Genomic DNA, 17,182 nt, shown 5'->3' with positions numbered 1-17,182 from the left:
TTAATTAACACAATGCATCTTGAAATTTCTAATCTCTATAAAGAATTCTCCACCAAAAAAGGAGCGGTTGTTGCGCTTAAAGATATTAATATGCATGTGGAGACAGGGGAATTCGTTTGTGTGGTGGGAGCATCGGGTTCTGGCAAATCTACTTTGTTGCGCTTAATTGCCGGTTTAGATTTCCCCACTGGAGGAGAAATCACCGTTGATAATGCGATCGTTACTGGTCCTGGTGCCGATCGCGGCATGGTGTTCCAAAAATATACTCTTTATCCCTGGATGAATGTTCAGAAAAACGTCGAGTTTGGGTTAAAACTACTGGGCATTTCTCGGAGGAAACGTAGAGAAGAAGCTTCTTATTATCTAAACATTGTCGGTCTATCCGATTTTGCCAAGTCCTATCCCAAAGAGTTATCGGGAGGCATGAAGCAACGGGTTGCGATCGCGCGGGCTTTAGCTACCAATCCAAAAATACTTTTAATGGATGAGCCGTTCGGCGCTTTAGATATTCAAACAAAAGAGAATATGCAGCAGTTTCTCTTAGAAATTTGGCATAAAACTGGTTGCACGATTTTTATGATCACCCATGATGTTCAAGAAGCAGTGTTTCTATCCCAAAGGGTTTATATTCTCTCGGCTCGACCGGGTACCGTGAAAGAAGAAATCACCATCAATCTTCCAAGCGATCGCGATTATGGTATCAAGCGTCAACCAGAGTTTCATCAACAGGCTGATAAAATCATTGATCTACTTAGAAGCATTTCTGCCACTGTTTGAGTAAGCTTAAAGGAAAAATATCTCCTTCTGCTCCCTGCCTGGTTGCCACTAATTAATTTTGTAGTCATCGAACGAACGTTAATATAGCGATAAATGCATATAAAAATATTTCCGACATATCTTTTAGTAATGAATAAGTTGGATAGCTTTAATTTGTAGATTAATAACAGAAGATATTTTTAAAATGAACCAAATCACTTCCAGTGGCTACTCCCCAAGCACTCTATCTAAATTCCCAGTTATCCGAACCTTTCAGATAGATGGGGGAGGTATCGGAAATATCCCTAATGCAGTAAATCTCTTCCGAGGTGATGTTAACCTACCTTTAGAATTAATCTCTCTTCCGGGTAGAAGTGATTTAGATGTTCAAGTCGCCATCATGTACCGGAGTAATATTCAAAATCTGGTGGATACTTGGAACTTGGAAGCACCGACGGGGATTTTGGGCTTGGGCTGGGATATGCCCTATGAAATGATCGCCATTGATAATAAAAGTACTGGATCTGGCTACGATAACGAATACTATATTGTTTCTGGCGGAGGGGCTAGTAGGCTATATCAAGATGGGGTCAATTTAGCCAAAGATGGAGTGAGTATAGAATCTTTGAATTTTGAGACGGAAGACTATAAACCCTGGGATATTCGCTACTATCCGCAAGATGAAACATGGGTGATTGTTAAGGAAAATGGGGTCAAGCAAATTTATGGAGGCAAAGAAGGGAACTTCCCACAAGATAATCCATACATTCAATGGGGAGTAAAATGGGGCAAGGGAAATGGTAATTGGATTGATAGCAGTACCAATATATCAGGACAGGAACCGATCGCCCTAGCTTGGAATTTGGCAGAAATTCGTAATACTTGGGGAGAAAAAGTTACTTTTAATTATGAAGTTGATTTAGAAGAAATTGGCACTGATGGTTATCAATATACAAAGGCTTGTTACCTAAAAAGAATTACTGCTATAGATGGACGTACTGTTAGTTTTGTCTATAAATCTAAACAATATGATAACCAAATAAGAGAGTATCAGATTCCTCATGAATATACTGGACAATCAAACCTTTATGCTTATCAAGATAGGTATGAGACTAAGTTTCTCGACTCTATTGAAGTAAGACAAGAAGAATCAGAATCTCTCTTATTTTATTTCCAATTCGACTATGAATTAGAGAATGTTTCACTAATTGATTTTAATAATGCCGATTTCTATAAGCGTTATCTAATAGGCATAACTCAGAAAAATGTCGATGGCGAGTCATTACCTGGTTATAAATTTGAATATTACACCAAGGATATAGATGAGAATATTCATCGTGGTGGGTTAAAGAATATTACCTATCCTGCTGGTGGTATTGCTAATTTTACTTACGATAAAAAGGATTTAGTCGGGACATCCCATCAAACAAAGATCTTTGGTGTGGGGATTCCTCGCGTTTGGTTTGGTAGTGATTATGTTGTAGTTACTTACTATGACGAAAGTCGGCAAAATTTGGATATCAAACTCTATAGTTGGAATGGTAATTGGATAAGTTATCAACCAAGCGCAGGAGGTTTCAACTTTAAACTAGATATCGATAGTTTACAGGTGATAGCTCAGAGGGATTTCTTTGCCCTAAGTTTCAAGACAAATTCCGAGATGAGGGTTTACCTATTTCATCAGGAAATGGGACGATTTGGACAATGGAGTTATGAAAATTACTCTTTGGATTTACCTTCAAGTGATGCCCAGACAAACCTTGCTGTTGGTAGTGATTTTGTGGTTGCTGCTGTGTCTGGTGGAAATACTAAATTATGGGTTTGGAATCAGCAATCAAAAATATGGAATGATAGAAGTAGCAGGATAAGTATAAGTAAAGGTAATTATAGTTTAGCTGCATTAGGTAATTATTTCACCATCGGGATCTATGATGCTGCTTCTAAAAGCTGTGGACTGGTGTTATATTACCAAGATGAAATTTACCAGCAATGGACTAGAAAAGATATTGGTAATATTAGTCTAGTTGAACAAGATGAAACGGGTAATCCCTATTTTGATTGGAGTTTAAGTAATAATTCTGCCACAGCAACTTTTATTAAGTCCTTTGGGACTAATATTGACTATGAAGTGCGAATCTATCAATGGGATGCGAAGTTTAAGGTTGCTTCTCCATTAAGCAATTCCTATAGCCTACCTCAAGATACAGAAGAACCTTTTTTCTATTCTCTAACTACCGGTAGTTTGGTGGCAAATGTTGAACATATTTGGCGATACAATGGCAGCATTTGGCAAGAAGATAATCTCAGGGTTGGTAATGGAGCCACTAAGTTTGCTTATGGTTCGGATTTAGCGATCGCCTCAAGTTCTAGTTCTAGTGAAATCAAAGCTTACGATCCTTATCGCGATCGCTGGACAAATGCTGAGATACAAGGTTCCTGGTCAAAAGATGAGTATCAGCCTACTATTAGTGGTGATTTTGTAACCATTGGAAATGGTATTTTTCACAGAAATAATCAAGGTCAACTAAATAAAGATCGACGATCAATTCCATCGGGAATTAATCCAGATAGCATCATTAATCGGGCGCCTTTTTATATTGCTTGCGAAACGAATAGTGGAGAAAGTCAAATATTTTTGTTGAAAAATGACAAGGTTGTTGATACTGAATTTCTTGCGGAAAGAATTTATGTTGATAACGAAAGTAGTGAAGGAAGATCGGGAACAATATTAGCTGGATTTAATGCTTTTGTTACTTATAGAGGAGATAATTTTGATCAAGCCTCAAATTTAAATCTATATTATATTGCTGACAAATCAATTAAAGATAGGGTAGTTGATTTTCCAGTTATTCAAGTCACTATTAATGATGGCTACCAAGAAAGTCAGACTAGCTATGATTATGACACAGGGAAGGTAGTCATTAGTAGTCAAAGCATTGTTACAGAATATCCTCATATTACGGTAATTCAAGGTAGTGAAAATCCACGATTAACTCCTTTTGGTAAGACTGAATATTTTTTCTTCAATGGACTTTCAGCAGCAAGTTTAGGCTTTGAAGATTTTAAGGGCATACCTCCTTATTATTACAGCTTATTACATGGCTCTTTATATCAACAAAAAGCCTATAGTTCTACAGGTGAGGAATTAACTCGCCAAACTGTGGAATATGACATCGTTACGGAAAGGCAGAAATTAGAAGAGCCAGCTAGCGTTAATTTATACGGTTTCTATCTCCAACAGAAACGAGAAGAAAGTATTCTCTATTGCCAAGAAATTAGTAGCATAGACTCTAAGGTTAATGCCTCAAATGTAGGAATTAAACGAGAAGTTGAATATGAATATGACTCAGCAACCGGATTATTAAAGACACAGAAAACTAAAAATTATAATAGTTTAGGAGAAGAGGAAATACTGACACAAACTTCTATCTATGGTTGGGAAAAATATGATGAATTAAGACAGCAAAATATCTTAACTCCTGTTGTCCAAGATGTTCGCAAAACTAATGATAAAACAACAGCGATCGCCACTTCGACTTGGAAAGATTGGGGAGAGGGGAAATGGGGTTTATACAGAAGTTATCAAGGACTTAATGAATCCGCTGTTTTTGAACAATGGGATAATCAAACCGAACCAAATATAACAGATTGGTTAAAGGCTTCTGAAGTAGTTTCGCGCAGTTCAAAGGGAGTCGCACAAGATTCAATTGATGTCAAGGGAATTCACAGCTCAGTCATATTAGATAAGCAGCAACTTTATCCTGTTGCTCAGTTTAGTAATGCAACTGTTGAAGAAGCAACTTATACAGGATTTGAAGCCTGCGAAAATCTTAGTGATTGGACTGTAAGTCAAGGGGATATCAATGATTTTATTGTCAAGGGAGATGCTCATACAGGCTTTGCTAGTTTGCAATTAAAACCCAATTTAACACTCAAGAAACAAACAGCTCTGACGATAACTAATACTCAGCAAAGTTATATTATTTCTGCTTGGTTTAAAACAGAAACAGGGTTTGAGACAGATGGAGGAAAAGCTGAAGTTAAATTACAATTTTATAATGGTAATAACTCTGTGGGAAATCCTATTACGGCCTCCATTAAATCTACTGATAGTAAGTGGAAATATTGGCATTATGCAATTAGTTCAGAGCAAATTCAAGGAACAAATTTAGGACTAGAAATATCCAATCAAAAAACATCTAAATCTCTTTTAATTGATGATATTTGCTTTATCCCTTTGATGGGTAGTTTCCAAGGCAATGTTTATGAAACTAGAGACAAAACTGTTAGCGCACAACTCGGAAATAGTGGCGATACGGTGCGTTATCTTTATGATTCTTTCCAACGAAAAGTAGCAGAAATTGGACTTTCTGAGACAGTTAGTGGGGTGACAACAAACTATCTAACTCGACAAGGAAATGATGAGGCAAATTATGTCTTTTCTCAAGATGAACCTAATAGTAGTCTCAGTATTGGTGCAGCAGAAGGGGGAGTCTATGCTAACTTCGCTAATGGTGAACAATGGCGAGAAGATTGGGAACCCACCTCTAACTCTTCCTTGGCGGAAAACAGTAGAGGAGATAATTGGCAGGCAGAAAATAATGCTTTACTGCACAGAGGAAATACTTTAGATAGCATTACTTATCAAGCTACGGCATCTTTTAGTAACTATGGCGTCAGGTTATCAATTCATCCGCAAAAGCCTCTACAACAACCTTTAGGTGTTCGCATTGGCGATCAATTAACTGTTACCTGGACACAAAATCAGGGTTGGACTTTAACCCTCAAGGGTTCATCTTCTCAAATTGCTAACACGGGCGCCATTCCCCATGAATGGTTATTGATCGCCGTAAATAACACAGTTTTATTTTATGCTGATGGTCAACAAATATTTGCTCAAACCGTAGAAAATAATATTACTGGTGCGCTGGAGTTATTCACCGCAGATGAGGTTGCTTTTGCCAATATTCTCACTTTTAAAAATCCTCAAATTGGTATTACCTATAGTGATGGTGCAGGAAAAGAAAGGCAAACCCAAGCATTAGAAGAAGGTAATTGTCTCGTAACTGAAACAGTTTATGACGATCTGAATCGTGAGGCGATCGCGACAAAAACAGTGCGGTTTAATAATACTCTCTTCGGTTATCGGCAAACATTTGTCGAAAATATAAATTGGGAATCGGGGGTATTAACGGGAGAAGTCGCTAATTATTATCCTGATGATGAAGGTTATCCCTACAGTAGAATAGTATATGAAGCATCACCCTTGAATCGTCCCATTCAGCAGGGAATACCAGGGAAAGCATTCGCCATAGGCAATGGTAATACTCATATTGTCACCAGTGAGTATGGGACAAATCTACAAGGATTTTTTGCGGAAGATTCTTATCCATCTGGGCAATATTTAGTCGAAAAGCTAACTGATGCTGATGGAACTCCTGTTTACACCCTCAAAGATCAATTAGGACAGACCTTAGCTAAAAAATCAGGACCCATAGAGGCAGGAGGCGATGTTTATCAAACCACTCGCAATATTTATGATGATGCGGGAAATGTCGTGAAAGTATTGCTGCCGAATCAGTTTTTCCCTCCGACTGGTTCACAACCTGATGCTTGGGAAATCACCATGGACTATGATTTCCTCGGACAAATGACTAGCCAAACTAACCCAGATTCAGGAACAACCAAATATATCTATGATCCCTCAGGTCAACCTCGGTTTATGGTAGATGCAGTAGGTTTAGCATCTAGTACTATTCTTTACAAGAAATATGATGCGATAGGACGTTTAATTGAGGAAGGATGGTTTTCGGGAGACTGGGGTGATGGTAGCACCTTACAACAGAAAGCAGATACTGATCCCAATTATCCTCAACAAAACTCTTGGCGCAAGCGCTATATCTTTGATGGCGATGGTTCAAACCCTTATTTAATCGGTCGTTTATGGAAGGTTTTAAGTAGTAATCAAGGAGATGGCAATAGCGATGTTGAAGAAGCCTATAGTTATGACGAGTTGGGGAATGTAGCCAGTAAAACCCTGACGGTTACGGGATATGCGGCGCAAACCGTTCACTATGAATATGATAATCTTGGCAATGTGATCAAGATTCACTATCCCGATAGTAGTAATAATATTCCTGAAGTGGTTTACAGCTATAACAGCCTGGGAGAACCCATTGCGATCGGAACACCCCAAAATCCCCAACGGTTTGCCACTTATACCTACAATGCTGATGGTAGCCTAGACAGGACAACCCTAAATAATGGGGGAATACAAAACAGTCTTGAGTATAATTCTCCGGGTTGGCCAACCCGCATTGGTAACGAGAAAGCAGATAACTCCCTAGTAATGGAACAATCTCTTGCTTATCGGAAGGATGGTTACGAGGGTTCAGGATATTACAACGGGAATATTGCCAAAAACAGTATTAATTATGGGATATGGGAGAATGCACCCCAAAGTTATGACTATAAATATCAGTACGATAAGTTAAGACGGTTAGAAATTGCCCAAAATTCCCAAAATGAACAAGCAAGTTTAGGGATAGGTCAACCGACAACTTACGATCTCAATGGCAATATCGAAACCTTGAAACGAGGAGACAGCACAAATGAGTATAAATATATTGAGAATACGAATCAGGTAAACGGGGTTAGTAATGGGAGTCAACCTCAATCCTATAGCTATGATGCCAATGGCAATGTTAAAACTGTTTCCCATCGCCAGATTTCTCAGATTGATTATGACCCCTTAACTCAGTTAACCACTAAGGTAGAGCTTGAGGGAGAAACTTCAGTTTCCTTTAAGTATGACGGGGGAAATCAGCGAGTTTTGAAAACATCCCAGGATAGTTCAGGAAAGCAAACGGCAAGCAAATTATATCTGCATGGTTTGAATGATTATCCTCTGTTGGAAGTGAGCGACCAAACCCTACAGTATATCTATGGCATTGGTGGGTTAGTGGCCCTGGTTAAAGATGGCGAGGTTTACACGGTACTAAAAGATCATCTTGGTTCAACTCGTGTAGTGGTGGATGAAGCAGGAACAGTAATTACGGCCTTTGATTATCTACCTTTTGGGGATTTGATGGGGACTGCTTATGGTAATCCTGAAATTATTAGTTATCGCTATACAGGACAGGAATTTGATGCAGAGTTAGGTCTGTATAACTATCGGGCACGAATTTATGACCATCGTTTGGGACGGTTTTATGCTATCGATCCCAAGGCACAATTTGCCAGCCCCTATCTATATGCGGGTAATAACCCAATTAATATGGTTGATCCAGATGGTGAGTTGGCGTTTTTAGCAGTTGTGGCAATTGGTGCTGCTATAGGTGCTACCATCGGTGCCATTGTAGGAGGTATCAAAGCTGCCCAGGAAGACGCTAGTACGAAAGCGACATTTGGCTATATATTTGGTTATGCAGGAATTGGTACTGTGGCTGGGGCAGTAGCGGGAGGTTTCGCCGCAGGTGGAGCAATACTGGGGTCTTCAGTGGGCGCTTCTCTCGGAGGTGCGGGGACTGCTGGAGGCGCGGCAAGTGTGGGCGCAGCAAGCGTGGGCGCAGCAAGCGCAGGCGCAGCAAGCGGCGCATTAAGCAGCGCAGCAAGTTTTCTAGCAGCAGGAGCAACAATAACAGGAAAAGCCTCATTGGCAGGGGCGTATGTTGGAGGTTTTATCGGCAGCACAGCTGGTGGTGCTCTAGCTGGTACGATCGAAGGTGCCGCACAAACTTCTCTTAATAATACTAATAAGAGGGATTCAGATCCTCGTGAATCGATTCGTGATGGAGCTAGGGGAGGAGCAATATTGGGATCTATTTTTGGAGCTGTTAGTGGGGCTTTGGGTGGTGCAGCTGCTGATGATATTATAAAAGGTGTTTCCAGATTAAGAGCTGGAACGCGACAGGGAATTCAAGCTAATGCATTACAGGCAGCCCGAAATGCAAGCCAAAGAACGAATGGCTCAGGTATTTCATCGATAGTAAGAAGTTTAAAAAACTCTTCTGCAGCAGAATTTGCACGAGCAAATAAGGCTCGTATATTTGTCCGTACTGTGGATCGTGGGATGACTTTTTCTGGTATCTTTCCCATTGATTTTGATTAAAAGTTCGAGCCATAAGCTGAGACGCATCTAAACTGTGATCGCAATTTCGGAGTCTTTAAATGGGGAGCGAATTATCAAATCTAAACTTTAATCCAATAAAGGAGAATATCAAATCATGAAGGGTTGGATACCACGGAAATCAATCCGATCGCCATAACAGGAAATATCAAACCCTTATTTCTTGCAGTAAGGAAACGGATTGAACAATCAAATAAACACTCAAATTCAACAAGGTCTATCTTATGAACAGGAAACGCATTTTTGGCGCAATTGTCGCCTTTCTCTTCGCTATTACTCTTACCTTTAGCACCGAAGTTAATGCTGCTAGTGCTGATACTGTGCCTATTGGAACAATAACAGCCTATGCAGGTGATACTAACGGAAATGCCACGGGATTATTAGCGGCTCAAGGTTGGCTGATCTGCAACGGCGAAGAATATCCCATAGATGACTACCCAGAGCTAAACAGTATAATTGGTACTTATTATGGAACAGCTGATCGTGCTGGATATTTCAAACTCCCAGATTTGCGCGGACGCTTTCTCCGAGGTGTCGATGCGGGAGCGAATCGAGATCCAGATGCTAAGGATCGCACCTATTCTGCTAAGGGGGGAAATACTGGCGATCGCGTTGGTTCAGCCCAGGCTGATGCCTTTAAAAGGCATTCACACAAAATCGAATTCAATAGCGGGAGACAATCTAAAGGCAATAGCGGCGGACGCAGAGGAAAATATCAGGAAGGCTATGATTTATCTACGAACGGAGTTGGGGGAAGTGAAACTCGTCCCAAGAACATATATGTTAATTGGATTATTAAAGCTAGTGATGTGTAGCTAAGTGAGTTCGGCAAAAAAAGTTCTTAGTAAGCTGTAAGCCAAAGGATTCCTAAAGGATACCGCTGCCCCTGCGGGTAGAGCTTCGCAAGCGCATATCAGTATTCAGAAGAGGTGCGACGAAGCCGCCGTAAGACGGCGGCTTCATAAGCGCACCTAAGGATTCTGACTAAAGAGAAGGTTCGTGCAACGAGTCGCAGCCTGTCGGAAAAACCACATTCTTAAGTTTATTTTCAGTCTAATTAATAAGAAATGCAAATCAAAACACAGAAAGTATCCTACTAGTTTTACTTTAAGTAAAAGCATATTGCTACATATGAAATTACTATTGATTGATGGTGATTCCCTGGCCCATAGATGCTATTACTCCAATGTAAACAAAGAAAAGATTCTCACGAACTCTGATGGTTGTCCGATCGCAATTTGTAGTGGATTTCTAATTTCTTTACGTTCTTTGTTAACCAGGCTCAATCCCAGTCATCTTGCGATCGCATTTAACAGTCCCGTTCATAGTTTTCGCTATCAAGTTTGTCCCGAATACAAACAAAATCGCGATCACACCAAACCAGAAGATTTTCTCATCGATCTGCGAAATTTACGTTGTTTGCTCGGTGAAATGAATATTTGCAACCTCAATATTTCTGGATTTGAAGTCGGAGATCTTCTTGCAACCATAACAGAGAGAACTAGCTGTCCAATAGTAATTCATAGTAACGACAAAAAAATCCTGCAATTAGTCAGCGATCGCGTATCAGTTCACTATACTCATGGCAAAACTCATCAAATATATACCCCTGATTTAGTAGTACAAGAATTTGGGTTCTCCCCAGAGCTAATACCATTGTTTAAAGCGATCGCCGGTAATTCTTCCGATAACATCAAAGGAGTGGCCGGTATCGGCAAAATAACCGCTGCCCAAATGATCCAAAAGTATGGGGATTTAGCCAATATTTTCGCTAATTTAGCAGAGTTAAAACCAAGGATGCAAAAAAAAATGCAGGATAACCAACTACTGATCACCCAATTATTAAAAATTACTAACCTAGCGACCAATGTCCCTCTCAGCTTTTCTGTCGACAATTGCCAAATAACCCAAATTAAAACCAATGTAGATATCGCTCAAGAACTAGAAATTCAACATCTAGTCGATAAACTACCTGACTGATAACTGTTTACTGATAACTGATTTAACTTAAGATTTTCTTTGATTCTTCTAGGATATAACTGCAATAAGATAGTATGGCTGTCTGAAGTTGAGGCTATTTAAAGTTAAGAGCTATGGAAGACAAACATATGTTGATGATTCCTGGACCGACTCCGGTACCAGAGAAAGTATTGCTTGCTATGGCAAAACGTCCCATTGGTCACCGTAGTGGGGACTTTAGCAAGATTATTGCTGAAATCAACGATAATTTGAAATGGTTACATCAGACCAAAAATGAAGTTCTGACCTTGAACGTCTCAGGAACCGGGGCCATGGAAGCAGGAATGATTAACTTCCTCAGTCCAGGCGATCGCGTTTTAGTCGGGGTTAATGGCAAATTTGGAGATCGCTGGGCTCAGATCAGCGAAACTTTTGGCCTAGACACCGTTAGGATTAGCGCGGAATGGGGACAGCCTCTAGATCCGGGCGAATTTCAAACTCATCTCGAATCAGACAGTAAAAAAGAAATCAAAGCCGTTATCATCACTCATTCTGAAACCTCTACAGGAGTGCTTAACGATCTCGAAACAATCAATAAACATGTCAAAGCTCATGGAGAAGCTCTCATCATTGTTGATGCTGTCACCAGCCTCGGAGCTTATAATGTTCCCGTTGATGAATGGGGTTTGGACGTCGTAGGTTCAGGGTCCCAAAAAGGCTATATGGTACCTCCAGGCTTAGGTTTTCTCTCCGTAAGCGACAAAGCATGGCAAGCCTATGAAACCTGTAAATTCCCTCGTTTTTATATGGATTTAGGAAAATACAAAAAAGCCAATCTCAAAGCCAGCACTCCCTTTACGCCCCCAGTTAACCTGATGTACGGGTTGCAAATATCCCTACAAATGATGCAAAGAGAAGGATTAGAAGGCATTTTCTCTCGTCATCAACGCCTGACAAATATGACTCGGGCAGCGGTCAAAGCTCTGGGCTTACAAACCTTCGCAGCTGATGAGGTTGCTAGTACAGCGGTAACAGCAGTTACTTCTGATACGGTGAACACCGAAGATATCAGAAAAATCATGAGTAGCAAGTATGGGATTACCCTGGCAGGAGGACAAGATCATCTCAAAGGAAAAATCTTCCGCATTGGACATCTTGGCTTTGTCAGCGATCGTGACATGCTCACAGGTATCGCCTGCTTAGAAGCAACTTTAAGCGAATTAGGACATAAAATTCCTGCTCAAGCTGGAGTGAAAGCAGCAGCAGCTCAACTGGTCTAATCAAATAAATCTCTAAATTGGGGTGGGCAATTATCCACTCCGACTAAAAACCTTAGAACAAATGAGTAGTTTACAATACTTCGCACAAATGAGCATTTGCCGAGAAAATATACTAAAAGAAATAGATGTATACTTGGCATGGATCTTTTGAGGGTGGATAGTTTTTTAGTACTTGCTCCTCATACCTGTTAATCCAAGAAGAATCTAGTTAAATCAAGATTCAATACAATCTCAAGCTTCTTATTTAAACATCGAGATTACCATGAAAAAGCTCAAATTTCTCTTAATTTCAGTATTGGCGGCCTCTTTAATTAGTATATTTTGGGGGACTGATACATCAGTTGTCGCTCAGCTCCCAGACAGTCAGGGAACCCCACAAATTGCCATGTCGGCTGGGGTAGAATCTCAATTAACCGTCACCCCTTACTACTCAGAAGACCCTGCTGCCTTGGTAGCTTCGGTTGTCATTGAAGGCACGGAGAATGTCATTCTAGTAGACTCCCAACTTAAGCTCAGTGACGCGAGCAACGTAGCTGATATCATTGAGGCGACAGGCAAAAATCTTCAAGCAATCTTTATTACCCATGCTCATCCCGACCATTATTTGGGATTGGAATCTGTACTAGCAAAATTCCCTGATACACCTATATACGCCGGAGCAGCTACCGTCGAGGGAATAAAGAGCAACACTAGTCGGTTTATTGATATCTATAAAGGTCAATATCCTGGAGATGTCACAACCAATCCTGAGATCCCAGTGGAAGTATATACCGAAGATTCTATGGAACTAGACGGTGAAACACTGGAAATAATGAGCATGCGAGGAGACGTTCCCGAGATTTCTGTAATCAGTATTCCCGCTGCGAAAACCGTAATCGCTGCTGATGTGTATTTCATGGGTACCCATGCTTTTATGGCAGCAGCCAGTAGTCCTGAAGTTCGTCAAGAATGGATGGCATCCTTTGAAAAGATCAAATCCCTCAACCCAGACCTGGTTATTTCTGGACATAAAGCGCCTAATGCAAGTTTAAACGATAGTGTGGCGAATATGGACGATGCAGCTAAATATATAGCAACCTATGGCGAAGCAATCTGCACTCAAAATAATGCTGAAGAGGCCAAAGGTTTTATTACGCAAGCATATCCTGATTATCCATTGGCATGGTACTTAGGATTCGGCCTAACTGAGGATGTCGCTTATGGTGACTGTTAAAGCATAGAAATGTAAACATTTTATGCCAATCGGTTTAAAACTTAGGAATATCGGGGTAAAATCCCCAACATTAATTGTATTTTTATGACATCAATCATACAGATCAGAGAAGTATTTTTACTGAGATTGTTGTCATTTTTTGCATTCAGTGATTTAAAGGATCATTACAGAAATTATCGATTAGTTAGTTTGTCACTTTTTTGAATTTTTACCATTATGTACAAAAAAATCGCTCAGTTCGCCTTCGCCACGGGTTTTGGAACCCTCAGCGTCATTGGGATCTCGTTTCTTCAAGGTGAAGGTGAAGTAAAAGCTAGCAAAAGGAGCTCTAGCATTGAAAGGCCGAATATCGTAATGCTAATTGCTGATGATATGGGCTACTCCGATTTGGCAAGTTATGGTGGTGAAATAGAAACACCCAATATCGACGCCTTAATTGGGGAAGGGATGATGTTGACTAATTTCCATACTGCTCCCACTTGTTCTCCTACTCGATCAATGTTACTAACAGGGGTCGATAACCATGATGCCGGAGTTGGGAATATGTTGGAGAAGCTAGCTCCCAACCAAATAGGTCAACCTAATTATGAAGGTTATCTTAACGATAAAGTGGTCACCCTACCGACTCTACTTCGAGACAGCGGTTATCACACCTATATGGCTGGGAAATGGCATTTAGGGGGAGTTGAAACTCCTGAAAAAGTAAAAGCAGTCACAGGAGAAGAAATATCAGGGTTTGATCCTTATGAAAGAGGATTTAGTGAATCCTTCACTTTGCTAGAAGGTGCGGGAGATCATTATTCCATGAGAGGTTTCTCTCCCTATTTTCCCGTCAATGACTATACACTAAATGGGGAGAAATTAACGGAATTACCTGAAGACTTTTACTCAACAAAAGACTTCACCGATAAAATGATTGAATATGTTGAGTCTAATCGCAAAGATGGCAAGCCTTTCTTTAGTTACCTTGCCTATTCAGCGCCCCATACTCCTTATCAGGCGCCCAAAGAATATATTGATAAATATGTTCCGATCTACGAAGCTGGCTGGGATGAGATTCGCGCACAACGCTTTACGCGAATGAAAGAACTTGGATTAATTCCTAAATACCTAGAGTTACCGGCTAGATGGACGGTTCAGGGTATGAAATCTTGGGATAGTCTCTCTCCAGAAGAACAGAAATATTCTGCGAAAAAAATGGCAACTTATGCTGCTATGATTGACTATCTAGATATGTCTATTGGCCGCTATATTGATTATCTTAAAGAAGTTGGAGAATACGAAAATACAATCTTCATCTTTATGACCGACAATGGTGCTGATGGTCATGACAGACAAAATTGGGATGATTTCATTCCCTGGATTGAAGAAGAAGGCATGGACAACAGCTACGAGAATATGGGTTTACCCAACTCGTATATTACCCGCGATTCAAATTGGTCACAGGTTTCGGCGACACCCCACTGGTCAGAAAAATCAACTCATGCCCAAGGTGGTCTCGCAGGCTCTTTCGCGATTTCCTATCCTGGCTTTATTCAAGTTGGTAGAACTGGAGCTTTTTCCTCAGTCAAAGATGTGACCCCCACTTTATTGGAATATGCAGGCGTTGAGCATCCTGGTAGTCTGTATAAAGGTCGGGAGATTCATCCCATGGCAGGTAAATCAATGCGTCCTGTATTAGAAGGTTTTGCAGAAAAGATTTATGCTGATGATGAAGCAATTGCCTTTGAGATCTTTGGCAAAGGAGAAGCTGCCGTTTACATGGGTGATTGGAAGTTGGTTCGATTAAATCCTGGATGGGGAGATAAAACTTGGAAATTATACAACCTAGCATTAGATCCTACAGAAACCAAAGATCTTTCCGAGATTTATCCTGATTTGCGGGACAGTATGATCAAAGATTACGAAGTCTATGCCGAGGAAAAACAAATAATTCCTGATAATAGAGTGAACTAATCTTCATTTTTTACTATTTTTCTCTGGGGAGTAAGCTATAGAATTTCATCACTAGTAAAATTCTTAACTTACTCTTTCCTTTTCTGTGATTTGTTTGCCTAGTATCTCTCACTAGTTAATCTTTTAATTAACTTATGAGATTAGAAAACTAATACTTTTTAATTAATACTTTTTATTTTTTCCTGACCCACAGCTCCCATATATTATGATTACCAAAAAAATAGGTGTTTTTATAGCGTTAATTCTGAGTAGTCTTTTAGCAGTTTTTTTACTTCATCAAGGTGCAGATATTTTGGGAAAATCCTCAAGTTCTCAAACCCAAAACTCTGTTAATCATTCTTGCCCTCAAGACATGGTTTGGATTCCTGGGGGCTCTTTTAAAATCGGCGATGATGAGCATTATATAGAGGAACATTCGGCTCCAGATGTTCGTGTTGATGGTTTTTGTATGGATCAACATGAAATAACCAATGGTCAATTTGCTGAATTTGTCAAAGAAACAGGATATATAACCGTTGCGGAACGGCCTTTAAGTGCGACGGAATTCCCCCAGCTATCTGAAGAACAAAGAGCTCCTGGTTCATTAGTATTTGTGCAACCATTAGGGTTAAGAGTAAAAGAACTGGGATGGTGGCATTGGGTTACTGGGGCAAATTGGCAACATCCAGAAGGAGTTGACAGTAGTATTGAGGGCAAAGAAAATTATCCTGTGGTTCAGGTTGCCTATGAAGATGCTCAAGCCTATGCAGACTGGGCAGGGAAGTCTTTGCCGACAGAAGCTCAATGGGAATTTGCTGCCAAAGGGGGACTCAAAAATGCCATCTTCACTTGGGGAAATACTTACTCTGCGGACAAAGCGAATACTTGGCAGGGAAAGTTTCCTTTTAAGAATTTAGAAAAAGATGGTTATTATGGCACAGCCCCCGTGGAGTCCTTTGCCGCTAATGGCTATGGGTTATATGACATGGCAGGTAATGTTTGGGAATGGACTGTTGATTGGTATCGTCTGGGTCATAAGGGAAAAGAGCATCAAGTAAACCCGACAGTTGCTGATGCCAGTAAAAGTTTAGATCCTAGAGAACCTGGCGTTGCTAAACATGTCATCAAAGGTGGTTCCTTTTTATGTGCCCAAAACTACTGTAGTCGTTTTCGACCTGCTGCTCGGGAGGCTCAATCACCGGATACGGGAACATCTCACATTGGTTTTCGATTAGTCAGCTAAATTTCCACAATAGTTTTTCCTATTTATTTTCACTCAGTCACAAATGTATTAACCGTTATTACATAAGTATGATTTAAACCTATTAATTTTTGTTTCATCAATGTAATCTGAAACTTCCTTGTTTATTAAGATCAGAGGCGATGAAGTTACTTCAAATTTAGACTGAGGAAAATATTCTTGATGGCTGAATCCTATTTAATTGATCTCAATAATGACTATACTAGTATTCCCCTGTTAACATTCGGAGACGAAATACCTTTATTAGAAGGGGAATTTCCTTTCCTGGCCACAGATCCGGCTGCGGCCTTCCCCGTAGATAATCTGGGGGAAGTCGATAGTGGTGACAATCCCTTAACAGCTAGTGCCACAGAAACCTTCACCTTTATTGGTAATGTGGATGGAGTCTCCCACACCAATATTGATGGCACCAACTATGTGTTCGTCAACCACAGCCTAGGCTCGGATGCTACAACTGATGGTCCAGCTAACGGTTCGAGGATTTCTCTCCTCGCCTTTGATGAGAATTGGGGAATTATCGGGGGTCGTAACTTATTAAACATCGTACGCATTGCTAGTATCGAAGCTAACAACGCTCTACGAGAGTCAGGACTACCTGGTTTAATCTTGGCTCAGTATATATTTAACCCGGAAACAGGGAACTTTGAAGC

Annotated in this window: 9 protein-coding genes; all 9 read left to right on the top strand. The window is 40.4% G+C overall.

All coding sequences use genetic code 11. From position 1 onward, the window contains the following. The first annotated feature begins 12 nt into the window (after positions 1–12). Entirely contained in the window at positions 13–777 is a 765-nt protein-coding gene (locus XEN7305_RS10405; RefSeq protein ID WP_006509372.1) for an ABC transporter ATP-binding protein, read from the top strand. 184 nt (positions 778–961) lie between these two features. After that, complete coding sequence (locus tag XEN7305_RS10400; RefSeq protein ID WP_006509371.1) at positions 962–8,866, top strand: RHS repeat domain-containing protein; 7,905 nt, start codon at positions 962–964, stop codon at positions 8,864–8,866. A gap of 242 nt (positions 8,867–9,108) precedes the next feature. After that, positions 9,109–9,699 carry a phage tail protein gene (locus XEN7305_RS26595; RefSeq protein ID WP_006509370.1) on the top strand — a complete coding sequence of 197 codons (591 nt, stop codon included), beginning with the start codon at positions 9,109–9,111 and terminating at the stop codon, positions 9,697–9,699. Between the two features lie 316 nt (positions 9,700–10,015). Beyond that, a complete protein-coding gene (locus XEN7305_RS10390; protein ID WP_006509369.1) occupies positions 10,016–10,864 on the top strand; it encodes a 5'-3' exonuclease in 849 nt (282 codons plus the stop codon). Between the two features lie 113 nt (positions 10,865–10,977). Further along, on the top strand, positions 10,978–12,123 hold the full coding sequence (locus XEN7305_RS10385; protein ID WP_006509368.1) for an alanine--glyoxylate aminotransferase family protein: 1,146 nt from the start codon (positions 10,978–10,980) through the stop codon (positions 12,121–12,123). Positions 12,124–12,385: 262 nt separating this feature from the next. Further along, positions 12,386–13,336 carry an MBL fold metallo-hydrolase gene (locus XEN7305_RS10380; protein WP_006509367.1) on the top strand — a complete coding sequence of 317 codons (951 nt, stop codon included), beginning with the start codon at positions 12,386–12,388 and terminating at the stop codon, positions 13,334–13,336. A 216-nt stretch (positions 13,337–13,552) separates the two neighbouring features. Continuing rightward, a complete protein-coding gene (locus XEN7305_RS10375) occupies positions 13,553–15,292 on the top strand; it encodes an arylsulfatase (protein WP_006509366.1) in 1,740 nt (579 codons plus the stop codon). Positions 15,293–15,497: 205 nt separating this feature from the next. Then, on the top strand, positions 15,498–16,514 hold the full coding sequence (locus tag XEN7305_RS10370; protein WP_006509365.1) for a formylglycine-generating enzyme family protein: 1,017 nt from the start codon (positions 15,498–15,500) through the stop codon (positions 16,512–16,514). 180 nt (positions 16,515–16,694) lie between these two features. Next, the coding region (locus tag XEN7305_RS10365; RefSeq protein ID WP_006509364.1) for a hypothetical protein at positions 16,695–17,182 on the top strand (488 nt) is incomplete at its 3' end.

This window comes from Xenococcus sp. PCC 7305, from assembly GCF_000332055.1.
Taxonomy (GTDB): domain Bacteria; phylum Cyanobacteriota; class Cyanobacteriia; order Cyanobacteriales; family Xenococcaceae; genus Xenococcus.
The sequence above is the reverse complement of the archived record's forward strand: the minus strand, read 5'-3'. Positions and strand labels throughout refer to the sequence as shown.